21 protein-coding genes and 4 tRNA genes are annotated in these 24,746 nt (G+C 35.2%); 3 read left to right on the top strand and 22 right to left on the bottom strand.

Annotation, left to right across the window (positions count from 1 at the left end; genetic code table 11):
• Positions 1–81: 81 nt before the first annotated feature.
• The gene (gene trhA / locus ACFWDE_RS13860) at positions 82–729 is read right to left on the bottom strand and encodes a PAQR family membrane homeostasis protein TrhA (RefSeq protein ID WP_002144591.1); all 648 of its coding nucleotides are present in this window, start codon (positions 727–729) and stop codon (positions 82–84) included.
• 164 nt (positions 730–893) lie between these two features.
• On the opposite strand from trhA, the gene ACFWDE_RS13855 reads away from it, so the two are divergent.
• Positions 894–1,454, top strand: a complete 561-nt coding sequence (locus tag ACFWDE_RS13855) for a DUF1836 domain-containing protein (protein WP_377892876.1) — start codon at positions 894–896, stop codon at positions 1,452–1,454.
• 42 nt (positions 1,455–1,496) lie between these two features.
• Here the strand turns inward: ACFWDE_RS13855 and ACFWDE_RS13850 are convergent, their stop codons facing one another.
• Positions 1,497–2,942: a DEAD/DEAH box helicase gene (locus ACFWDE_RS13850; protein ID WP_002144590.1), complete on the bottom strand. Its 1,446-nt coding sequence runs from the start codon at positions 2,940–2,942 to the stop codon at positions 1,497–1,499.
• Between the two features lie 192 nt (positions 2,943–3,134).
• Complete coding sequence (locus ACFWDE_RS13845) at positions 3,135–4,088, bottom strand: lysozyme inhibitor LprI family protein (RefSeq protein ID WP_377892875.1); 954 nt, start codon at positions 4,086–4,088, stop codon at positions 3,135–3,137.
• A gap of 272 nt (positions 4,089–4,360) precedes the next feature.
• Between ACFWDE_RS13845 and guaC the strand changes: the two genes are divergently transcribed.
• Both guaC and pepF read left to right on the top strand, forming a co-directional pair.
• Complete coding sequence (gene guaC, locus ACFWDE_RS13840; RefSeq protein ID WP_033717570.1) at positions 4,361–5,344, top strand: GMP reductase; 984 nt, start codon at positions 4,361–4,363, stop codon at positions 5,342–5,344.
• Positions 5,345–5,483: 139 nt separating this feature from the next.
• On the top strand, positions 5,484–7,301 hold the full coding sequence (gene pepF / locus ACFWDE_RS13835) for an oligoendopeptidase F (RefSeq protein WP_377892873.1): 1,818 nt from the start codon (positions 5,484–5,486) through the stop codon (positions 7,299–7,301).
• 36 nt (positions 7,302–7,337) lie between these two features.
• On the opposite strand, the gene ACFWDE_RS13830 is transcribed toward pepF, so the two are convergent.
• From ACFWDE_RS13830 to ACFWDE_RS13740, 19 genes are all read right to left on the bottom strand, one after another.
• A complete protein-coding gene (locus ACFWDE_RS13830) occupies positions 7,338–8,216 on the bottom strand; it encodes a radical SAM/SPASM domain-containing protein (protein ID WP_002144586.1) in 879 nt (292 codons plus the stop codon).
• Positions 8,217–8,376: 160 nt separating this feature from the next.
• Entirely contained in the window at positions 8,377–9,813 is a 1,437-nt protein-coding gene (locus ACFWDE_RS13825; RefSeq protein WP_377892871.1) for a WD40/YVTN/BNR-like repeat-containing protein, read from the bottom strand.
• Positions 9,814–10,088: 275 nt separating this feature from the next.
• Positions 10,089–10,568, bottom strand: a complete 480-nt coding sequence (rlmH, locus tag ACFWDE_RS13820) for a 23S rRNA (pseudouridine(1915)-N(3))-methyltransferase RlmH (RefSeq protein WP_002123590.1) — start codon at positions 10,566–10,568, stop codon at positions 10,089–10,091.
• Between the two features lie 59 nt (positions 10,569–10,627).
• A complete protein-coding gene (locus tag ACFWDE_RS13815; protein WP_215585689.1) occupies positions 10,628–10,813 on the bottom strand; it encodes a CxxH/CxxC protein in 186 nt (61 codons plus the stop codon).
• A gap of 53 nt (positions 10,814–10,866) precedes the next feature.
• On the bottom strand, positions 10,867–12,054 hold the full coding sequence (locus ACFWDE_RS13810; RefSeq protein ID WP_377892869.1) for a S1C family serine protease: 1,188 nt from the start codon (positions 12,052–12,054) through the stop codon (positions 10,867–10,869).
• Between the two features lie 63 nt (positions 12,055–12,117).
• Positions 12,118–12,912, bottom strand: a complete 795-nt coding sequence (locus tag ACFWDE_RS13805; protein WP_002113217.1) for an MBL fold metallo-hydrolase — start codon at positions 12,910–12,912, stop codon at positions 12,118–12,120.
• Positions 12,896–13,732: a two-component system regulatory protein YycI gene (locus ACFWDE_RS13800; RefSeq protein ID WP_002113218.1), complete on the bottom strand. Its 837-nt coding sequence runs from the start codon at positions 13,730–13,732 to the stop codon at positions 12,896–12,898. Before ACFWDE_RS13800 ends, ACFWDE_RS13805 begins: the two co-directional genes overlap by 17 nt.
• Positions 13,713–15,056 carry a YycH family regulatory protein gene (locus ACFWDE_RS13795; protein ID WP_377892868.1) on the bottom strand — a complete coding sequence of 448 codons (1,344 nt, stop codon included), beginning with the start codon at positions 15,054–15,056 and terminating at the stop codon, positions 13,713–13,715. The genes ACFWDE_RS13800 and ACFWDE_RS13795 overlap by 20 nt, the downstream gene beginning before the upstream one ends.
• On the bottom strand, positions 15,053–16,888 hold the full coding sequence (gene walK / locus ACFWDE_RS13790) for a cell wall metabolism sensor histidine kinase WalK (protein ID WP_002113220.1): 1,836 nt from the start codon (positions 16,886–16,888) through the stop codon (positions 15,053–15,055). Before walK ends, ACFWDE_RS13795 begins: the two co-directional genes overlap by 4 nt.
• 3 nt (positions 16,889–16,891) lie before the next feature.
• Complete coding sequence (gene walR / locus ACFWDE_RS13785; protein ID WP_002089942.1) at positions 16,892–17,599, bottom strand: cell wall metabolism DNA-binding response regulator WalR; 708 nt, start codon at positions 17,597–17,599, stop codon at positions 16,892–16,894.
• A gap of 282 nt (positions 17,600–17,881) precedes the next feature.
• Positions 17,882–17,954 (bottom strand) — tRNA-Phe (locus tag ACFWDE_RS13780).
• A 41-nt stretch (positions 17,955–17,995) separates the two neighbouring features.
• A tRNA-Asp gene (locus tag ACFWDE_RS13775) sits at positions 17,996–18,071 on the bottom strand.
• A gap of 21 nt (positions 18,072–18,092) precedes the next feature.
• Positions 18,093–18,164, bottom strand: a tRNA-Glu gene (locus ACFWDE_RS13770).
• 13 nt (positions 18,165–18,177) lie between these two features.
• Positions 18,178–18,253, bottom strand: a tRNA-Lys gene (locus ACFWDE_RS13765).
• A gap of 154 nt (positions 18,254–18,407) precedes the next feature.
• The gene (locus ACFWDE_RS13760) at positions 18,408–19,697 is read right to left on the bottom strand and encodes an adenylosuccinate synthase (protein WP_002138921.1); all 1,290 of its coding nucleotides are present in this window, start codon (positions 19,695–19,697) and stop codon (positions 18,408–18,410) included.
• A 215-nt stretch (positions 19,698–19,912) separates the two neighbouring features.
• Positions 19,913–21,274 (bottom strand): replicative DNA helicase, encoded by a 1,362-nt coding sequence (gene dnaB, locus ACFWDE_RS13755; RefSeq protein WP_002144569.1) that lies wholly within the window; start codon positions 21,272–21,274, stop codon positions 19,913–19,915.
• A gap of 27 nt (positions 21,275–21,301) precedes the next feature.
• The gene (rplI, locus tag ACFWDE_RS13750) at positions 21,302–21,748 is read right to left on the bottom strand and encodes a 50S ribosomal protein L9 (protein ID WP_377892866.1); all 447 of its coding nucleotides are present in this window, start codon (positions 21,746–21,748) and stop codon (positions 21,302–21,304) included.
• On the bottom strand, positions 21,745–23,718 hold the full coding sequence (locus ACFWDE_RS13745; RefSeq protein ID WP_377892865.1) for a DHH family phosphoesterase: 1,974 nt from the start codon (positions 23,716–23,718) through the stop codon (positions 21,745–21,747). The genes rplI and ACFWDE_RS13745 overlap by 4 nt, the downstream gene beginning before the upstream one ends.
• 78 nt (positions 23,719–23,796) lie before the next feature.
• On the bottom strand, positions 23,797–24,732 hold the full coding sequence (locus tag ACFWDE_RS13740; protein WP_377892864.1) for a YybS family protein: 936 nt from the start codon (positions 24,730–24,732) through the stop codon (positions 23,797–23,799).
• Between the last annotated feature and the right edge of the window lie 14 nt (positions 24,733–24,746).

Here is a 24,746-nt window from a genome sequence, read left to right as displayed (position 1 = left end):
CCATAATTTTTTGGGCAATACACGATTCAAATCAGGTAATAAAAAAACGCCACATAACAGACATCATGTGGCGTTTTTTGATCAAATTACGTAACAATATACACTTAGAAAATGAGCAAGACTACCTAACAATACAAAAACATGAAAAATTTCATGGTGTCCCATATATTTAAACTCCAACCATTTTGGCTTCGCACCGTAAATAAACCCGCCAATTGTATAAAAAATGCCTCCAAGTACTAAGAAAATAATACCTCCTGTACTTAAATTCTCAGCTAACGGTGCAAAGAATAGAACAATTAACCAACCCATCAGAAGATAAATTGCTGTCGATAACCATCTTGGACAATTAAACCAAAACATTTTAAAAACAATACCAAAAATCGCAGTTGCATAAACTAAACAAAATAATAGTAAACCATTTGCCGAATTTAATGTAATTAAGCAAAAGGGTGCATATGTACCTGCAATTAATATAAAAATCATAGAATGATCTAGCTTCCTAAAGAAATAAATAACACGTTCACTGGCTACAACACTATGATACACGGCTGACGCCATATAAAGGACCATCATCCCTATACCAAATAAAATAACGGCTGTAATTGCAGCAACAGATGGCATCTTAACAGAAACCTTCACAAGCATAGCTAATAATGCAATAAATGATAATACAGCTCCTCCTAAGTGAGTAAATGCATTAACTGGTTCTCTTACATAAGTATTCATATAAACACCCCTCATATAATTACATGTAGTTTTCATAACTACATGTAATTATATACACATTATTCTCACGGGTCAACATTTACAATTCATTTGTTTCGTAATACCATATTTAAAGATATACTAAACATTACGTTCCACTAAGTTATAAAAGTGAGGGGTTCTACGTGGAAAATATAAATAAATTACTTGAATCATTACATTTAGAAAAAAGTATTAAACTTGAGGATATCCCAAATGTCGACTTATATGTAGACCAAGTTGTCCAACTATTTGAGAATACTTATGCGGATACAACGAGAACTGATGATGAAAAAGTATTAACAAAAACAATGATTAACAATTACGCAAAAGGGAAATTATTCATCCCTATCAAAAATAAAAAGTATTCAAAAGAACATATGATTTTAATCAGCTTAATTTATCAATTAAAAGGAGCTCTTTCCATTAATGATATAAAAAGCTCCTTAGAAAATATAAATGCACCGTTAATAAGCGATGATACATTCGAATTAAATACCCTATATAAAGATTACCTTTCTCTTAATGACGCCAATGTGGGAAACTTTAAGCACGACGTGAATAACCGTGTTAAGGAAGTAAACGAGGTTTCTTCCTTAGAAGATCCAAAGCTAGAAAAGTTTTTATTACTAACATCCTTCGTGACTATGAGTAATATGTATAGACGTTTAGCAGAGAAACTAGTTGATGACCTCAAAGAAACTTAAACAAAAAAACTATCCACCTCTAACAGGTGGATAGTTTTTTGTTTACTTAATTGCTTCATGAACCTTTAATTGTTTCCCTTTAATCGTTGTGTTTTTCATGATTTTTAAAACAAGTGGTCCTTTTCCATTTAATATTTCAACGTAAGAAACATTGTCTTGTATTGTAATAATTCCTATATCTTCTGCTGTAACACCTTTAATTTTAGCAATTGTACCGACGAAATCTACCGCCCTAATTTTCTTTTTCTTCCCGCCATTAAAGTACAATTTCATAATTCCTTTGTTTAGGTCTGCATTTTTATCTTTCTTTATAATTGGTTTAGCATGTATCTTTTCCTCAAATACTGCTTTCCCTTTCATAACTTCTTCTTTTGAAGGTGCAAGTGCCTTTGGAATTTCAAAGCCAATGTACTCCTCAATCTCTTCTAAAAATCTATTTTCATACGGCGTCATGAATGTAATAGCTTTCCCGTTATTACCAGCTCGTCCCGTTCTTCCCGTACGATGTACATAACTTTCTTTTTCTAATGGAATATCATAGTTAATAACATGTGTAATATTATCAATATCAATTCCTCTAGCAGCTACGTCTGTCGCTACTAAATAACGGAACTTTCCTTTTCTAAAATCATCCATAACTTCAAAACGATCTTCTTGTACCATACCACCATGTATTTTGTCACAAGGATAGTTAACCCGCTTTAACTGTTGAAATACGTGATCTACATTTTCTTGCGTACGGCAAAAAATAATACAACTATCTGGATTCTCAATCGTTGTTACATCTTTAAGAAGTGAAAGCTTCTCCTCTTCTCTCATCTCAAAAAGTGTATGTTCAATTTTATCCGTTGTAATCCCGGCAGCCTTAATTTCAATATGCGTTGGCGAATCCATATACGTACGAGATAACTTTTCAACATCTTTTGGAAGTGTTGCTGAAAATAGCATTGTCATTCGTTTTTTAGGTAATTCGTCAATAATTGCCTCTACTTGATCAATAAAACCCATATTCAGCATTTCATCTGCTTCATCAATAACTAAATACTTCAAACACTCTAAAGAAAGGGTACCTTTTTCAATATGATCTAACACACGGCCAGGAGTCCCAACTACAATATGTGTTTTTTGCTTTAACTCTAATTTTTGACGTGCAAATGGAGATTTACCATAAACTGCAGCGGCCTTAATTCTTTTGAAGCGACCTATATTCGTAATATCTTCTTTTACTTGCACCGCAAGCTCTCTCGTCGGTGTTAAAACTAAAGCTTGTGGCTTATTCTCTTCCCACTCCACCATTTCACAAAGTGGTATGCCAAATGAAGCGGTTTTTCCACTTCCAGTCTGTGATTTCACGACAAGGTCTTTCTTTTGCAAGGCAACTGGAATAACCTCTCCTTGCACTTCCGTTGGATGTTCATATCCTAAACCAGTAAGTGCTCTTACAATTTCTTTACTTAATGCATAATCAGAAAAACTTTTTTTACTCATATATTAACCTCTTTTTATTCTGTATTATTTTCTTTTTTCACTTTTCCTATCAATGAATCATCATATACGTTATTATCACCTTATTCATTATACTTGAAAGCTCACATAAAAAGGCGAATCATTCGGGATTCACCTTTTTATATAGAAATTTTCTATTTCAAAAAATTATTCCATTATAAAAATAAACCTCTATCACTTCATATACTGTTCAACTAACTGATAGCACCTTTCCTTCGTACTACTTACATTCGATGAAGTACTTGCTAAACCTGACAATGTCCCCTGCCCGGATTCATTCCAAGCTTCTTCCGCCTTTTGATCTCGATACGTAATCCATTCACGCTGTTTCTCTCTCAAAGTGTTCATTTCACTTGTAGGAAGTTGCATTTTCAAAACACCATAAATCTCATTTAATGCTTTATCCCATGCCTCGTATCTTTTACCCTCACCCTCTTTCATTTCAGTTGTAATTCCGTTCTCATATAAGTAATCGAGTTTCTTCAAACTCTCCTCAATACTATTTAATTTAGTAATATACTCTGCCTTCTGACCGGTAATAACACTTCCCGACTTCTCTTCTTTTTCTTCCTTACGGTTCTCATCTTTTGTTTTATCTACATTTACTGCTCTCGGCACAATCTGTGTAATTTGTTCATTCGCATTTTGATAATATACTTTAAACTGTTCTTTCCCTTTCGTTTCCCTAATAATTACGTTCAGTTGCTCTTTTACATCCACAAACTTCTGTTGGTTTTTCAACTCTTCTATTTTAGCAAGCATTTGCTTATATTTTTCTTCCTCATCTTTTTGATTAGCTAAAACTTCTCGTTTTTCTTTTGCTTGTTTGGCTAATATAACTGAACTAGCAGAATCATTTTCAATTTCCCTCAATAACGAACTTGCTCGGTCTATATTACTTTCCTGTAATGCTTCAATCATTTTATTCGTTTGATTTATCTTCAGCCTTATTTCCCGATCATCCTTCTTTTCTTTTAATGCTAATTCAAAAGATGCGACTGCTCTATCGTATTCTTTATTTTCCAACGCTAAATCTCCTTGTTTCTTTGCCTTATCAAAGGCATCATTATTGCTGCATCCAGCAACAACCAACAAAGTTATTCCTATTGTTAATATTAACTTTTTCATAGTATCTCCCCAGCCCCCTCACCCAAAATAAGAAGCACACATACAATTTTATGCAATTATCGCAACTTTCCTTACTTTTTTTATAAACGAACGTTATACCTATAAAAACTATTTAAATTCGCTTTTAACGTTATTTTTAAAAGATATTAGCTTCTTTCAAAAAAAATGTTAAGAAAATCTTTGACTTCTTAATAAAAATGATGTAAATTATCCTATGGACGAACATTTTTAATCAATAAAAATAAAATATTCGTATTTTAGGGGTGTAAATGATGGAAAACGTATTTGACTATGAAGACATTCAATTAATTCCTGCAAAATGTATTGTAAACAGCCGATCTGAATGTGATACAACTGTCACTTTAGGAAAACATAAATTTAAATTACCTGTCGTACCTGCAAATATGCAAACGATTATAGATGAAAGAATCGCAACTTATTTAGCTGAAAATAATTATTTCTATATCATGCATCGTTTCCAACCAGAGAAACGAATCTCATTCATTAGAGATATGCAATCACGTGGATTAATTGCTTCAATCAGCGTTGGTGTTAAAGAAGACGAATACGAATTCGTACAACAATTAGCTGCTGAGCAACTTTCACCTGAATACATTACAATCGATATCGCACACGGTCACTCTAATGCTGTGATCAATATGATTCAACATATTAAAAAACATTTACCAGAGAGCTTCGTTATCGCTGGAAACGTTGGAACTCCAGAAGCGGTAAGAGAATTAGAAAACGCTGGTGCTGACGCAACAAAAGTTGGTATTGGACCTGGTAAAGTTTGTATTACTAAAATTAAAACAGGCTTTGGAACTGGTGGTTGGCAGCTAGCTGCACTTCGCTGGTGTGCAAAAGCTGCAAGTAAGCCAATTATCGCTGACGGTGGTATTCGTACGCATGGCGACGTAGCTAAATCAATTCGATTTGGAGCAACTATGGTTATGGTCGGTTCTCTATTCGCTGGTCATGAAGAGTCTCCAGGGGAAACAATCGAAAAAGATGGCAAGCTTTATAAAGAATACTTTGGTTCTGCTTCTGAATTCCAAAAAGGTGAGAAGAAAAACGTTGAAGGTAAGAAAATGTTCGTTGAGCATAAAGGTTCTTTAGAAGACACTTTAATCGAAATGGAACAAGATCTTCAATCTTCTATCTCTTACGCTGGCGGAACAAGATTAGATGCTATTCGTACTGTAGATTATGTTGTCGTGAAAAACTCTATTTTCAACGGTGATAAAGTATATTAATTTTTAAAATTCAACTCGAAGGACAAGCATTTTTTATGCTTGTCCTTCTTTTTCATGTATAAAAATGTAAAATATTTTTATTTTACTGAATTTTCTAGTATCATGTTTTTAGATACTTATAATAAGGGGGATATAACAAATGAAAGATGTAATTGAGAAACGCCTTATTCGCGCAGAAGTCCCTACTGAATTAACATGGGACCTTTCTGATTTATACCCATCTGATAAAGAGTGGGAAATTGCATTACGTGTATTAAAAGATGATATAAAAAAACTTGATACATTTAAAGGACAATTACACACTAGCCCCACTACTTTATTAAATTGCCTGCTTTTAGAGGAAGAGCTTTTAATGAAATTAACAAAGCTATATTCATATGCAAATTTAAAAGAATCTGCTGATCGAACAGATCCAGTTATTCAAGCGGACTCTTCCAAAATTTCCGCTTTATGGACAACTGTACATACTGCACTATCCTTTATCCATAATGAAATCCTCTCACTCGAAGAAGGAACAATTGAAAAATATTTAATTGAAGAAACAAAACTTGAACCTTTCCGTAAATCGTTACTAGAAATACTACAAAAAAGGCAGCACACTCTCTCACCTGAAACAGAAGAAGCTCTTGCTGCACTCGGCGAAGTTCATAGTTCTCCCTACAAAATTTACGGTATGACTAAATTAGCCGATATGGATTTTCCTTCTATACAAGATGAACAAGGAAATGATTTGCCTGTATCATTTGCATTATTTGAAAGTAAATATGAATTCTCTCCAAGCACATATATACGTAGAAAAGCATATTCATCATTTGTTTCCACATTGAAACGATATAAAAATACAGTCGCAACAACATATGCTACTGAAGTAAAAAAACAAGTGACACTTTCGCGGTTACGCAAATATGAATCCGTTACTCATATGCTTTTAGAGCCTCAAAAAGTTCCACTTGAAATGTATAACAACCAACTAGATATTATTTATAACGAATTAGCGCCTCATATGCGCCGTTTTGCAGATTTAAAAAGGAAAGTATTAGGTCTTGATCAAATGCTTTTCTGCGACCTACACGCGCCTTTAGATCCTGAATTCAATCCAGCGATTACTTATGAAGAAGCAGGAAAACTCATTCAAAATTCTTTAAAAGTATTAGGAAATGAATATAGTTCCATTATCGAAAAGGGCTTCAAAGAAAGATGGGTAGACCTTGCAGATAACGTTGGAAAATCAACAGGTGCCTTCTGCTCTAGCCCATACGGTTCTCACCCTTATATTTTAATTACATGGCAGGGTACGATGCGCGGGTGTTTCACATTAGCTCATGAATTTGGACATGCTGGTCATTTTTATTTAGCCAATAAAAATCAGCGTATTATGAATGTGCGTCCATCTATGTACTTTGTTGAAGCTCCATCAACGATGAATGAATTACTATTAACTCAGCATTTACTTGCGACAACGGAGGACAAGAGAATGCGCAGATGGGTTATTCTGCAACTACTCGGCACGTACTACCATAACTTTGTTACTCATTTACTTGAAGGAGAATATCAAAGAAGAGTATATGCCATAGCAGAGGAAGGACAAGCACTTACAGCCACCACTTTAACTGAAATAAAAACAAATGTCCTTTCTACATTCTGGGGAGATTCAGTAGAAATTGATGAAGGTGCCGGTTTAACATGGATGCGTCAACCTCACTATTATATGGGCTTATATTCTTACACATATTCAGCAGGCCTAACTGCATCTACCGCCGTAGCCCAAATGATTAAGGAAGAGGGACAGCCTGCCGTTGATCGCTGGCTCAACGTGCTCCGCGCAGGCGGTACGATGAAACCACTCGAATTAATGAAACACGCTGGAGTAGACATGTCAAAACCAGATGCAATCCGTAAAGCTGTTTCTTACGTCGGTTCCTTAATTGATGAACTAGAGCACTCTTATCAAGAATAAAAATAAGCCCTCGTTTTATGAGGGCTTATTCTATATTTACTTTCCAAATCTTTTGCGGTATCCGCATTTTCTACACAGTTCTTCTACTGCAACCCTTTTTGAAAATCCATCTACAATATTTTGCGCTCTATCGCCTTCAATAATATTAGAGAATGAATCACTATTAATATTTCCAAGGTTAATAATTCCCTCACCATCTAAACAGCAAGGAATAACAGTTCCGTTCGCTAAGATTCCAGCCTGATTTCGAAGACCATGACAGAATCCTTTTCCATCATCCTCTTCTTCATGTAATGCCGGCCACTGGAATTCATAATCTTGATTAATAAATACACGTTCCGCAATTTTTATACCTTTTCCTGGTGTGAGCTTCTCTTCTATGTTATAAGAAAGATCAAACTCTTTTTCGATAATAGATAATAAATCTCTATTCCGCTGAATTTCAAGATTCGTTTTGTTATCCTGAGTTAAATTCCATAACCTTAGCGAAACAATTAAATCCGATTGACTCGTCGCTTCTCTAATGAAAGAAAGTATACTCCTTACATAGCCCTCTTTATCTTGCGATCCTGGGTGTCCATCAAAACTGTGCAGTGAAAAATTCATTTGTCTTAACGCAGGCTTATTTAACAATCTATGCCTTCTCTTATTAATTAACGTTCCGTTCGTTGTAATATTAACTTTAAACCCTTTTTCATGGCTTAAATCTAATAGTTGATCTATTTTTGGATGGAGCAACGGCTCACCCTTCACGTGTAAATAAATGTAGTCTGTATGAGGTTTAATTTGGTCTAATCTTTTAGCAAAATCCTCCACAGAAATGAATTGCTTCTGCCTTTCCGTCGGCGGACAAAAGCTGCACGCAAGATTACATACACTTGTAATCTCTAAGTAAAACTTCTTAAACTTCTTCACCCTTAATTCCTCACTTCTCTGACTACTTATACTTTTTCCCTCTTCATATTACAGCATATTTTTTTAGAAATAGAAACATACTTATTTTAGGAAATCTATATACCACCTATTAATGTGTAAAAGACCATCGGTGATTTTTGTCCAATGGTCTTTCCCACTACTAATTACCTTTAACCTCTTTTACATACTCCCATGTTTCACCTTGATTTTTAGATTGATAAAGTATACTACTATTACCATTATAGTCTCCATCTGATCCTTGCCCAACTAACATGTTAAAAACCCCATCCTTCTCATAAGGCATATTAGGAAAATCAAAAGGGGTTATTAATTGTCCACTCTCTAGCTTCACTTCATGATTTATATAGCTCACCTTTTGAAAAGTTATACCCCCATCATCTGTACGGTATAGCCCTCCTTCAGTGCCAGAGGGTCTAGCTGCCCTTAAAAATCCGAGTTTCTCATTGAAAAAGATGATTCCTGATGCACTACCAACTGCTTCATTAAATGGGTCTTCATTTATAACTGCCCATGTTTCTCCACCATCTATTGTCTTGCTTAGTGAATAAAAGGTACTCCCTAACGCTTTATCTGTAACATGTAGTTTATAACCCACTTCTTTTGAAAAGTAAAATTGCTCATTATTATTAGTTAGATCCTTCTTTTTCTTTTTAGAACTACTTTCCTTACTCCAATTTGGGTCACCTAGTAAATTATATCTAGCAGGTACTATCTCTTTCTCTTTTCCGGGGATAAATATAGATACCGTATATCCAATTATTTCGGATTTTGCTTCTTCAAGCTTCTCTAATTTCCCATCTTTATTAATATTAATAATTCCTTCTCTATTGTAACCCCAGTTTCTTTTCCCATAATAAACCAGCCCATATTTATCTTCATTCCACTTACTGACAGTTTGTTTAACTGGAATGGCTTGAACTGTTTTAATTAAAGGTTTTACTAATTTATCTTCATTATAATCAGCGTTAATATACCCATTTAGTCCTACAAAAATATCTTTTGATTTATTTTTATTATAAGATATTAAGTAGCTTTCCTCTTTTCCAGCAGCATTTTTTCCATAAAGAAAAGTATCAAATGATGTAATTGTTCCATCTGAGTTAAATTCCAAAGTAAAACCATCCGACATATATAACTTCTTTGGCAAAGTATATTTCTTATTTATATCTTCAAAAATACCCTCTACACCATACTTATATATATTATCACGCTCAAGTTCAACTGATCTTTCGTTTTTTACGCTTTCTATAAACCATGCTAGTTTACCACCATAATTCGTTGCACTTTTATAAATTTTTATCCCATAAAAAAGCGTTATAAAGATAATGATGATAACGGAAGCATATTTCCATCCCTTTATATTTAATAATTCGGATGATTCATATTCCCTATTTTTTATAACTTTAATTGTAGTAAATATAATTATAAGTATTAAAAATGCTGTACATAATAACAAAATATAAATATTATTATTCACTCTTCCATACATACATAACAAAGCTAACTCATAACAAAAAATCCAGTATCCGATTATTAATAATGGGTTTTTTAGTAATGATATAAGTATTTTTTTCATATTTCCCCTAAATATGTTAAGCCCCCCTAATTACATCTAATACTTCTTTTCTCCTATATTGAGTATACTTGATTTTACCAAACACTCGCATATCCCATATTTATTGTACATTTTAATTACGATCGGTTAAATCTAAAATAATAAAGTGCGTATAAAAAAGCACTCTATCCTGTAAAGATAAGTGCTAATTTCTTAATCATATTTTTTATTCAATATACAGCCAATAATACTTTATGTTATTACACAAGGCATTATTAACTTTCGATTACTACCCACTATTTATGATACGGTTCCCCACGATTAATCCGAAACGCTCTATACACTTGCTCAAGCAATACTAATCGCATTAATTGATGTGGTAATGTCATCTTTGAGAAAGAAAGAGATTCGTTTGAACGCTTCATTACTTCAGAACTAAGCCCCAGTGATCCACCAATTACAAATGTGATTTTGCTCTTTCCATATGTAGCAAGGCGATCTATACTTGCTGCAAATTCTTCTGATGATTTTTGTTTTCCTTCTATTGCTAACGCAATGACGTGCGTATCGTCAGAAATTTTATCCAGTATACGTATACCTTCTTTTTCTTTTACAATTAACATTTCTGCTGCACTTAAATTTTCTGGTGCCTTTTCATCTGGCAACTCAATTACTTCTACTTTTGCGTAAGAAGATAATCGTTTTAAGTATTCTGCTATACCTTGTTTTAAGTATTTTTCTTTTAATTTTCCGATTGAAATAATCGAGATATTCACATCTATTCCCCACCTTACAAACACGTTATCCACAGGACTTATCCACATATCCACAAATGTTACCCACATATTGTGTGAGAATCTGTGTTCGATACAACATATGTCGCCTCTTTTTGACAAAATTCACATGTTTTTTTCTCTTCTTTAGAGTTATCCACATTGTTAATAACCGGTGCAACTTCACACTCATCCACAATGATATCTAATGCTAATTCAACATGTTCTAAACAACAAGGTAAATTCATATTCTTCACCTCACTTTTCTACAATAGAAAACAGGAGGTAGGCCCTCCTGTTTTTAATACTTTTGAATGCCTAATTTCACCGTTGTTGTCGCTCGTTTTGTACCACGATAAAAAGTAAGAGTCATTTTGTCATCAATTTTTTTATTATATAAGGCCGTGCGGAACCCAATAATATCGTGCACCGCTTTTCCATCTACCGCCACAATAACGTCATGCTCTCGCAAGCCAGCATCCGTGCCTGGCGAAGGACTTTTCACATCTAAAATGCAAACTCCATCCGTTATGTTACCTGGTAAATGTAACGTTTTTGACCAATAATAATTCGGAATCTCATTTAACGATCTAAGCTCAATTCCAACATAAGGTCTTTTTACTTTACCGTATTTCTCAAGTTCATTCATAACAGGGACGGCTCTTGTAATTGGAATAGCTAGTCCAATTCCTTCTACTTCTTTTGCTGCAATTTTCATTGAGTTAATGCCAATTAATTGTCCTGCTGCATTAACAAGTGCACCACCACTATTACCTGGATTAATTGCCGCATCTGTTTGTAATACTTCTACTTGCCAATCGTAATGTCCATCTTGGTTTAAATCTACAGGGACAATACGCTCGTTAGCCGAAATAATACCTTGTGTGACAGTTCCAGAAAATTGTAGCCCAAGTGGATTCCCAATCGCAATAACTGGTTCTCCTCTACGAACTGTATTAGAGTCGCCAATTTCAATCACTTTCTTCACATGCTTCGCATCTATTTCTAGTACCGCTAAGTCCGTGACTACATCGGTTCCTAATACTTTACCTGGAATTTTCTTACCGTCACTTAAGCTCACTTCAATACGATTCGCCCCAGCAACAACGTGGTTATTCGTTACAATATACGCATGTCCATCTGTTTTCTTATAAATCACACCAGAGCCTGTACCAGCTTCCGAATCAGCCTCTGAAAAATCATCTCGTTGAATGTTAATAACACCAACAACAGCCTCTGAAGCACGATCAACGGCGTCTACAAAGCTAATCTGTTTAACAGGAACATTTCCACTTTGAGCTTCAGCCATATTTTTTTCACTTGCTTCAGCTTGCGGAAGCTTACCTGCATGATTTGAAAATAAAGGAGCTCCAAATGCAAATAATGAAGCCCCTACAATTGTCCCCGCTATGCTAGAAATGACAATACCTTTATGTTTCTTTTTCCCTGCGCGTTTAATACGATATTTTTCTTCATCAATAAAGGACATATTTGTTCACCTATCTTCCTGAAAACAACTATATTCACCTTTATTGTTTACTAAAATGAAGAATTATACGTATTGAATTTTAGTAGGCATTTTTTGATCCGTATCATGTATTTCAAAGGATTCTCCAACCCCAAAACCTTTTTCCTCTAATACTTGTGATACAGACATACGCGCTAATTCTTTCATGTTATTATCTAAGCTTAAATGCGCTAAATAAATGTGTTTTGTCTCGTCTGTAATAACATCAGCCATCGCTAATGCAGCGTCCTCATTACAAACGTGGCCAACGTCGCTTAAAATACGTCGCTTAATGCTCCATGGATAGCGTCCCATACGAAGCATCTCCACATCATGATTGCTTTCAAATACGAAAGCGTTCGCTCCCTTAATGACACCTTTCATACGGTCACTTACGTAGCCCGTATCTGTAATAAGAGCTAACTTTCTATTATTGTTATGAAAAGCATAAAACATCGGTTCCGCTGCATCATGAGAAACACCAAATGATTCAACTTCAATATCCCCAAATGTTTTCACGTCCCCTACTGAGAAAATGAATTTTTGATCAGTTGGGATATTACCTATTAAATGTTCCATTGCATTCCATGTTTTCTCGTTCGCATAAATAGGTAAATCATATTTACGTGCCAATACACCTAATCCTTTAATATGGTCACTATGCTCATGTGTTACAAGAATACCTGATACGTCATTTATATTCAGTTCAGCTTGTTTAAATAAAGCCTCTGTCGCTTTACCACTTAAACCTGCATCGACGAGCAGTTTTTTTTCATCTGTTCCTACATATAGCATATTCCCTGTACTTCCACTCGCAAGTACACTAAAGTGCATACTCATTCTTTCTCACTCCATTATGTTCTTCCGGCACTTGAGTTTCCCCTAATTCCATAACTTGTCCTTCAATTGCATTCACAAAAAAATCCTTTTTCTGCTCTGTCTTTAAGTTCCATGTTGGAGCAAGCACTTGTATATTAGAAGAAGACTCCGCAAGAGTTGCATATCCAATCTGCGCCTCTTTCACGTGCGTATTTTCTGCAATTTTATTTTTCAAATATATATTTTCTAAAGCTGTTTGAGCAGTAATAATTTCTTGTTCTTTCGTCTTTTCGCTTTCGCCCATTTCCTTCAAATCCGTTAACATTGTTTGTGTATACGAAATAAGCTCATTTTTTTCATTTAAATCTACAACAATCATCGCACGATTATTGTAGAAGATTGGTTTATCTTTATACTTTTGAAAGAAGTAAATTTTTGAGTCCTTTATTGCTCCAAACTCATATTTTTGTCCATCCAGCACATAATTTTTCAAAAAATCATTATACTTATCTTTTGACGATGATTTTGTATTTAAAAAAGGCTCTTTTAATTTACTCTCTATTTGATATTCGTCTTGCACATGCGCCGTCTGATTTTTTAAAGATTGTACATCTTCTTCTTTGAAAACCTTATTTTTCGCCATTATAAATGACTCTTTTTTCGGTTCTTTAGGAAAATTCCCCATAGTAATTTTTTCAGCTTTTAATTGTTGATCGATTTTCGTTTCCGTCACAAGTTCTAATTGATTACTATCTTGCTTTTGAATGAACTGAAAGATAAGAAAGAGGTCTAAAACAAAAAAGGTCACAATAAATATTGTTTTAATTCGATCCCAATCCATTTAGTCCCCCCTCACTCCACTCATATATTTGTTGCTTACCATCTTCTTCACATTTTACATACCATATCGGCTGTAAGACAGCGATTCTCCCACTCCCATCACTGATGGAAGGTTCCAATGACATTTTATAACCAATACCAACATCCTGAATTGATTTTTTATCAATTTCCGGGTTATTCTCTAGTGATGTCATCACTATATGACCTGATGCAAGAGAAGTTGTTTGTTGTTTACTAGGCAAAGTAATACTGAACTCAAAAAAGGGTCTTTCATACTGCATAATTTCACCTGAACCCCATACTTGTTTTAATTCCGCTATTCCATTGGCATTAAATACAGGCAAACCATCCTCATATAAACGGAATGAAGTTTTCCTCCCATTAATATAATCAAAACGATAGGACTTAAAGGATCCACTATGCCCACTTACAAAATCAAAACTTTTTTGTAAAATCACCGCATTATCCGTAGGTTTATCACCATGTACAGCGGAATTTTTATATTTCAACATTGCATCCAACTTATCAATTTCCATAGAACGGATGCCATCCGTAAATGTTTCCTTTTCTTTCTCAGAAATAGGACTTAAATAACGTGGATCACTAAATAAAGCATTTTTGAATGGATCTACCTCTAGTTTAGCTGTAATATACTCTGCCTTACTTAATTCCGTAATCCCATCTGGTAAAAAAAGTTTTTTTGTATCATTTATTTGATATTCAAAATATGGTCTTGCTACTGTTATAAGTTGATTTTGAGCATTTATAATATCCTTTATATAAGCACCGCTCAATTTTGCTTGATATATTTTATGAGGAGTATCATAGGAAACAAAGCTAACTTTAATTTCTTGGTCCGTACTTCTAGAAGGATCAATTATAATACGATTAAAACTTCTGTTACTTTCTATGTTTTTATCTTTAATATTAAACATATCTTTAATCGTATCTAACGGGATATTTGTAGGGAAAACAAATTCAATTTTTTCTTCTCCGTGTACATAAGACAGAAAATCACCTTTAGGGACTGTCCCCGTTATTTCCCTAAAATCATGTAATTCTCCGTTTTCAAGAATTTTATAGATTGAATCCACATTTGCCTTCTTTTCGCTTACATAATGATTTTTCTCTTTATGAATAACGACAGAGGATGGGCGAACAACCTCCGAAATCTTTACCTGATTTATCTCTTCGTTACCTTGAACGAACTTTGTATTTTGCATAGAAGTGGAATCAGGAACATATGTCCATAAGTTAAAAGTAAGAAATAGACTAATGACAACCAAATTAATTAGAACTATCGTTTTAAAGTTTTCCATACTCATTCCCAATCGTCCTCTTCATCTGTCGCCATTGGCAATGTGAAATAAATAGTTGTCCCTTTTCCTTCCTCACTTTTCGCCCAAATCGAGCCGCCATGTGCCTCAATCATTTCTTTCGCAATAGCTAACCCAAGACCTGTACCACCCATTTGTCTCGAACGCGCTTTATCTACACGATAAAAACGTTCAAATATTTTATCTACATTTTCTTTCGGAATTCCCATTCCTTGATCACTCACACTAATCTCTAATAACTCCCCGCGGTCACGCAGGCGATATGTTACTGTACCACCTTCTGGCGAATATTTTAGTGCATTGGAAATAATGTTATATAAAACTTGTGTGATTTTGTCTGTATCCATATCAATAAATCGAGATTTTTTAGAGAAAGATCGTTTGAAGCTTACATTTTGCTCTTTAGACATTTCAAAGCGATCGATAACGTTATTAAAGAAGTCAGTAAAGTCGACCCATTCCTTCATTAAGCGATGTTCTGTACTATCTAGTTTAGATAGTTGTAACAATGCATTTACAAGCCTGATCATTCTTTCCGTTTCCTCTTGTGTAACCGTTAAAAATTGCGGTGCAATATTTGGATCTTGCCATGCTCCATCAGTAAGTGCTTCTAAGTAACTGCGCATCGTTGTTAACGGCGTTCTTAACTCATGAGATACGTTCGCAACAAACTCACGGCGCTCTTGTTCTATCCGCTCCTGCTCTGTTACATCATATAATACAGCAATTAAACCATTTGCCTTCCCTGTTTCTTTTTGAATAACAGAGAAACTAGCACGTAAAATATATGGTTCATTTCTCGTACTAAAATCTAATAAAACTGAATCAGGTTCTTCATATAAATGATCAAGTGTAAATTCTTCTTGTATTCCTAACACTTCTAACACTGATTGATCTAGCGCCGTTTCACGCGAAACATTTAACATCTTTTCCGCAGGATCATTTAATAAAATGATATCCCCTTTTCGATCAGTAGCAATTACTCCATCTGTCATATGTGATAAAACGGATGATAATTTTCGTCTTTCACTTTCTGTGGAGGAACGAGCTTGTTGTAATTTTTTAGATAAATTGTTAAAAGATAATGCTAATTGTCCAATCTCATCGTGACTATGCACCTTTACTTTTCGCGAATAATTTCCTTTCGCCATTTCAATTGCTTGTCTTCGCATATCTGAAATTGGTCTCGTAATTGTTTGAGCCAATAAAATTCCAAGTACAGCTGTTACTAATAAAGCAATTACTGTCCCCGTTGCGAAAATTTGGTTGATGTCCTTCATTTGTTTATACACATCTTCCATAGATGCAACAATATGAATGACGCCAAGTACATCTCCGCCCGGCTCTTTTAGAATAGGGGTAATCATAACTTGAACTCGATGACCTGTATGTCCATCTTTCTCAATCTTTGACTCTGGTTTCTTTTGTACCATTACCCGTTGTACAGCTGTATCTGCTGACGTTCGTCCTACCTTATTTTGCTTAGACGCATCTGAAATTGCCATTAATTTTTTAGTAGAATCAATTACACTTACTTCTTGAATATCTCTCTTACGATCTGATGCGAATTTTTGAATCGAATCATTAATAGCTTTATCTACTGATTCTGTTTTAGGACGTTCTTTTACAAACTCTTGCTTCAGGTTATAAGAAAGTAAGTTTGTTTGCTGCGTTAAGGAATCTTGAAAGCCTTTTACAAGGCTTTTTTCTAATTCCCTGACGAAATATACACCAATTACTTGCATTGCTATTAATATTAACAGCATATATATGAGCACAAATTTTAAATGAATAGATTGAAAAAAACCAACTTTCTTCATATACTATTCCTGTTCTGGGTCACGCAAGTAATACCCTACCCCACGTCTAGTTACAATTAAAGTAGGATGACTTGGATTATCTTCAACTTTTTCGCGTAAACGACGTACTGTTACGTCTACTGTACGTACATCTCCAAAATAATCATAACCCCAAACTGTTTGTAATAAATGTTCACGAGTCATAACTTGACCTAAATGCTTCGCTAAATAATGTAGTAATTCAAATTCACGATGTGTAAGCTCAATGCTTTCTTCACGCTTCGTTACACTATAAGCGTTCGAATTGATAACGATTGGTCCAATAACCATTTCAGTATTTTCTTCTTTCTCTGCAGCACCACCCTGCTGATGGCGACGTAAATTTGCTTTCACACGAGCAAGTAACTCCCTCGTACTAAATGGCTTCGTTACATAATCATCTGCCCCAAGCTCAAGCCCTAATACTTTATCAATTTCAGAGTCTTTTGCTGTAAGCATAATAATTGGCATTTCTGAGCTTTTACGTATTTCACGACATACCTCTAAACCGTCTTTTCCCGGTAACATAATATCTAATAAAACCATATCTGGCTGTTCTTCATTTGCTTTTTCAATCGCCTCATCACCATCATGCGCCATTACAATTTCAAAACCTTCTTTTTCTAGGTTGAACTTCAAAATATCCGCAATCGGCTTTTCATCATCAACTACTAAAATTTTCTTTCCCATCATCGTCTATTTCCTCCTTATAAAAATATGATCAATAATCCTCAAACATATTGGTGTTTATATAGTATGTTCCTATATGACAACAATCTTAGTCTAAGTATTTCTCCTCTATTCTCATAGACTCATGTATCATCCACTTTTACACGGAATCCTATACGATCTATAGAAAAACCTCTAGCTTCAACTGCTAGAGGCTCCTCATTCTATTGTAAAATAACTACCCACTTTTGTAAAACTGGACAAAATAAAAAGGATATTAAGTGGGCCCACTTAATATCCTGAGAGTGGCTCGGGACGGAATCGAACCGCCGACACGAGGATTTTCAGTCCTCTGCTCTACCGACTGAGCTACCGAGCCAAAACTATATATAAAACCACTAATGGTGGTATAAACAAAAGTGGCGGTCCCGACCGGGGTCGAACCGGCGATCTCCTGCGTGACAGGCAGGCATGTTAACCACTACACCACGGGACCAAAAATGAACATAAAAAAACATGACCCGTACGGGATTCGAACCCGTGTTACCGCCGTGAAAGGGCGGTGTCTTAACCACTTGACCAACGGGCCACGAAAAATAAAATGGTGAGCCATGAAGGATTCGAACCTTCGACCCTCTGATTAAAAGTCAGATGCTCTACCAACTGAGCTAATGGCTCATACTCACCAACGTCATATTTTCGTGACGACAAGACATATCATAACATGTTATCTTTCATTTTTGCAATACCTTTTTTTATTTTTTTATAAAAGATAAGAAAAAACTCATGAAAACATGAGTTTTTTCTTAAAAGAATCAATTTTTTATATCAATTAAGCTTCGTATACATTACGAACGATATTTGTTTGATTACGATCTGGTCCAACTGAGAACATAGATAATTGGATTCCTGTTAATTCAGAAACACGCTCTACGTATTTTCTTGCATTTTCAGGAAGTTCATCTAATGATTTCATAGCAGTAACATCTTCTGTCCAACCTGGAAGCTCTTCATATACAGGCTCACATTTCGCTAAAATGTTTAAGTTAGCTGGAACTTCATCGATAACTTCGCCATTGTATTTGTAAGCAACACAAATTTTAAGAGTTGGGATACCTGTTAATACATCGATAGAGTTTAATGATAAGTCTGTTAAACCACTAACACGACGTGCATGTCTTACAACAACGCTATCGAACCAACCTACGCGGCGCGGACGACCAGTTGTTGTTCCGTATTCACGACCAACTTCACGAATTTGATGACCGATTTCATCATTAAGTTCCGTAGGGAATGGACCATCACCTACACGGCTTGTATATGCTTTACATACACCTACAACGCGAGTAACTTTCGCAGGACCAACTCCAGTTCCAACTGTTACACCACCAGCAATTGGGTTAGAAGATGTAACGAATGGATACGTACCGTGGTCAATATCAAGCATAACACCTTGTGCACCTTCAAATAATACACGATGATTGTTATCTAGTGCATCATTTAATACGACAGATGTATCGCATACATACTGTGCGATTTGTTGTCCGTATTCGAAGTACTCTTCAAAGATTTCTTCTACGCTGAAACCTTCTGTATCGTACATTTTTTCAAACAAACGATTTTTTTCCACTAAATTGCGCTCAAGCTTCTCTTTAAATGCTTCACGGTCTAAAAGATCAGCCATACGGATACCAATACGAGCAGCTTTATCCATATATGCAGGACCGATACCTTTTTTCGTTGTACCGATCTTGTTATCACCTTTACTCGCTTCTTCTAACTCATCTTGTTTTAAGTGATAAGGTAAAATAACGTGCGCACGGTTACTTACACGTAAATTATCAGTACTTACACCACGATCGTGTAAGTATTTTAACTCTTCAAGTAATGCTTTCGGATCTACTACTAAGCCATTTCCGATTACACAAATTTTCTCTTTATAGAAAATACCAGATGGAATTAAGTGTAATTTATATTTAACTCCGCCGAAAACAATTGTATGTCCCGCGTTATTTCCACCTTGATATCTTGCAACTACTTCCGCATGCTCAGAAAGAAAATCAGTGATTTTACCTTTTCCTTCGTCGCCCCATTGTGTTCCTACAACTACTACTGAAGACATTATTAAAGCACCTCCGCAATTTTCAAACGATCTATTCAAACAATATAATTGTACCAAAACAGAAAAAGAAGTCAACCAAAAAGCGAACATTTTTTTATCGAAAAACGTTTTCGTTCGTAAGAATTACATATTCACCTTATGAAAGCCCTATCTTTCATATAAAAAAAAAGAAACACATCTTATTATAAGAAATGTGTTTCTTTTTTATACTGCCTTTATGCGTGCGGTGCATGTCCATCCTCAAAGCGGCGTTCTAAGTTGACGAATTTATTAAATTCCTTAACAAACGCAAGCTCTACTGAACCTACTGGACCATTACGTTGTTTTGCAATGATAATTTCAATTGTATTTTTATTTTCTGTTTCACGATCATAGTAATCTTCACGATATAGGAAGGCCACAATGTCAGCATCCTGCTCGATACTTCCTGATTCACGAATGTCAGACATCATCGGACGTTTATCTTGACGAGATTCTACACCACGAGATAACTGCGACAAGGCGATAACAGGTACTTGCAATTCACGTGCAATCCCTTTTAATGTACGAGAAATCTCAGATACTTCCTGTTGACGGTTTTCTCCTGATTTCCCACTTCCTTGAATAAGCTGTAAATAGTCAATCAAAACCATCCCAAGACCTTGTTCTTGCTTTAATCTACGACATTTTGCTCGAATCTCATTTACTTTAATCCCTGGTGTATCATCAATATATATACCAGCATTCGACAGGCTACCCATCGCCATTGTTAATTTCGCCCAATCATCAGAAGTTAATGAACCGGTACGAAGTCTTTGCGCATCAATATTTCCTTCTGCACAAAGCATACGCATAACAAGCTGATCAGAGCCCATCTCCAAACTAAAAATCGCTACATTTTCATCAGTTTTCGTCGCTACGTTTTGTGCGATATTTAATGAAAATGCAGTTTTCCCCACCGACGGACGCGCTGCTACGATGATTAAATCATTTCGCTGAAAACCCGCGGTCATCTTATCTAATTCAGTAAATCCAGTTGGTATCCCGGTAACTTCACCTTTTTGATTATGCAAAAGTTCAATTTTATCATAAGCATCTACAAGGACATCTTTAATGTTTTGGAATGCTTTTGCATTTGTTTGGTGAGATACTTCTAATATTTTTTTCTCAGCCTCATTTAAAAGGCCATCCACATCATCTTCTCGCTCGTATCCATCCGATACAATATGAGTCGCCGTTCGAATTAAACGACGTAAAAGTGCCTTTTCAGCGATGATGCGTGCATAATATTCTACGTTTGCAGCTGTTGGAACAACTTCTGCTAATTCTGCTAGATAAGAAACCCCACCAACTTCTTCTAGTACTCCTTGATCAGCCATCGCTGATGTCATTATTACTAAGTCGATTGGTTCTCCCTTATCAGACAACCCAAGCATGACTTCAAAAATCTTTTGATGTTTCGTTCGATAGAACGAGTCAGGTAGCAACAGCTCTGATGCTGACGTTAATGCATCTTGATCAATCAATATAGCCCCTAAAACCGCCTGCTCTGCTTCTATATTATGCGGAGGGGTACGATCAGCCAGTACATCACTCATGCGCAATCCTCCTTGCTTAATTTATTTTTATTGTTCACTAACATGAACTTTTACTGCCGCTGTTACTTGCGGATGCAATTTTACAGTGACTTTTGTATAACCTAATGCACGGATTGCATCGTCCATTTCAAATTTACGTTTATCAAGTTTAATCTTGTGTGATTTTTGCATTGCATCTACAATTTGTTTGCTTGTAATAGAACCAAATAAACGGCCACCTTCTCCAGATTTCGCCTTTAATTCTACAGTTAATTCCTCTAATGTTTCTTTTAATTGTTTTGCACTTTCAAGCTCTGCTGCTGCATCTTTTTCCTCTTTGCGCTTTTGAGCATCTAAAGTTTTCATACTGCTGTTTGTCGCTTCGGCAGCTAACCCCTGTTTTAGTAAGAAATTATTTGCATAACCGTCTGGTACGTTTTTTATTTCTCCTTTTTTACCTTTACCTTTTACGTCTTTTAGAAAAATTACTTTCATGATTGTGTGCCTCCCTGTAAATAGTCATCAATAACAAATCGAAGCTTCTCCTCCGCTTCATCTACTGTAACATTTTTCATTTGTGTGGCTGCATTTGTTAAGTGCCCGCCACCTCCTAAATTCTCCATAATTAGCTGTACATTCAATTCACCTAAAGATCTACCACTAATTCCAATGAAATTTTCTCCACGTTTTGCAATAACAAACGATGCAATGATACCTGTCATTGTCAATAATGTGTCTGCTGATTGTGCAATAAGTACTTGGTCATAATATTCATCACCATCAACTTTAGCAATCGCAATTCCATTTTTATAAATGTACGCATTTTTAATGGCTTTTGCAACTCGTAAATACTGACCCATATCTTCTTTTAAAAGTTCTTGTACAAGTACAGTGTCTGCGCCATGCGAGCGTAAATAAGAAGCGGCATCAAAGGTACGAGCGCCTGTACGGAATGTAAAACTTTTCGTATCAACAATAATACCAGCTAACAATGCCGTTGCTTCTAACATTGTCATCTTTAAATTTTTCGGTTGATACTCAAGTAACTCTGTAACAAGCTCTGCCGTTGAAGAAGCATACGGTTCCATATAAACAAGTAATGGATCTTCAATGAAATCTTCCCCGCGGCGATGATGGTCAATAACTACTACATTTTCAATCTTATGTAACAGTTTTTCCTCCATCACCATTGAAGGTTTATGCGTGTCAACAACAACAAGTAATGAATCATCATTTGCAAATTCCATCGCTTGCCCTGGTGTAATAAAGTGTGACCATAACTCTTCATTTTGTTTCACTTTATCCATCAAACGTTTGATTCCTTTATCAGAATCATTTTCATCTAATACAATATATCCTTTGCGCTCATTTAATTGAGCTACCTTTAAAATACCAATCGCTGCACCAATCGCATCCATATCAGGGGCTCTATGCCCCATTACAATGACATTACTGCTTTCTAATACTAAATCCTTTAATGCATGCGAAATAACTCTAGCACGTACACGAGTACGCTTTTCGACCGGATTCGTCTTGCCACCGTAAAACTTAACTTTACCCGTTGCTTGTTTAATAGCTACTTGGTCTCCTCCTCGTCCTAATGCAAGGTCTAAACCAGATTGAGCCATCGCTCCAAGCTCCGATAAAGGTAAATCACCTGAGCCAACCCCAACACTTAATGTAAGTGGTATATTCCTTTTTGATGTTTCTTCACGCACTTGATCCAAAATACTAAATTTCCCTTTCTCCATTTGCGCTAAAATACTTTCATTTAGTACAACGAAGAATCTTTCTGAAGATGCGCGTTTCAAATATGCACCATACTTAACGGCCCATTCATTTAGACGTGACGTCACAAGACTTGTTATATTCGTACGTAATTGATCATCTAACCCTTGTGTAACTTCATCGTAGTTATCTAAATAAATAACAGCCAAAACAGTACGCTGATCTTCATACATTTTTTCAATCTCTGTTTGCTCAGTTACATCAAAAAAATAAATTAGTTTTTCTTCTTTCCTTACAAACACACGGAACTTCCGACTATTTAAAGATACTATATCATCAGAAGTCTCTCCTTTAATAAAAAGGAGTAATGTTTCTGATACATCGTACAGATGCCACCCAGCTAATGCGTGTTGCCCCAAACATGAAGACAAGTAAGGATTTGCCCAATCAATCCCATACTCCTTATTGTATAACAATATACCGATTGGCATCTGGTTGAATGCTTCGTTACTCACTTTTTTTACCCTAGTAATCATATCTGTCGTATACTTTTCAAAGTTCCTTTGAAAGGTAAGTTCAAATCGTATAACTAAAAAGAAAACGATGCTAAAAACAAAAAAGGAAGATATCCCCATAATTAAGTGGAAATAACAGAGAATCGAGATTAGCACCAACACAAAAAATGCCAATACGTAAACAGGATATAAAAACCACTGTTTCTTATAAAATTCAGGCATGTATACAACTCCTATAAAGTAAAACTAACTCACCTTCCAGTTAGTTAAACAAATTAAAATAGTGTAAGGAATATTATTTTATTCCCCTATTTTAGAACGCAATGAAATCCCTAAATCAATTATACCTAAGATTGTCACAAGAGGAAACAGCATTGGAATAAACATACATACAATAAAACTAATAATAGGAATACCTCTCGTAAAACCTTTTCTGTGTGCTACAAAGGTGATAAACGTTAATCCTTGCAATACGAGCAGCAAAGCAAATATTACATATAGGTTAGAAAATACCATATATAAATATGATGTTGGTTCTACTTTTATAAAAGTTGCTAACAAAATAAATATGACGTAATACCAGACAATACTCTTTGGCAATTGTATATCTTTAAATTTTGGCCAAGGTGTAACGTCGTGCTTTAACTTTCTCAAAACACTACCTGATATTAGCACTGTAATCCAAGAAAAGCATACAGAAACTAGTACAAGTATACTTGGAAGTAACGTTTGTGATATATCATTCATTTGTGCAAGCAACTCTTTTTGTTCTTTACTAACTGGCATACCAGCAGCATTTGCTATCTTTTCACTTTGCGCCACACTTTCACTAAATATATTTTGCATTTGCTTCATTAAATCTATGTTGAAAAACTTTATACTTCCAACATAAATGAGCATTATACCAATTAAATACGCAAGCGTTCCAGCTATCAATATCTCCACTGGTTTTTTCCCTTTTTTATACATATATCCTAATACGACACCTATTAACCCAAACATCACTGTCTTTATGAGACCAATCGGCTGACTCACAATAACTGTAATAAAAAGTGCCGCTACAAAAATCACGAGTATATTAGATAGTTTATGTCTTACTGTTAATAATATAAATGGTAACGGCAACACAAACGTTACCATTGTACCTAAAATTGGAACATACCTAGATACAAGTAACAAAATGGAATATATAGCCAATAACACTGCGCCCTCAGTAATAAATCTCGTATTTTTCATCATCCAACCTCTCT

This window comes from Bacillus sp. NPDC060175, assembly GCF_042728695.1.
Taxonomy (GTDB): Bacteria; Bacillota; Bacilli; order Bacillales; family Bacillaceae_G; genus Bacillus_A.
The sequence above is the reverse complement of the archived record's forward strand: the minus strand, read 5'-3'. Positions and strand labels throughout refer to the sequence as shown.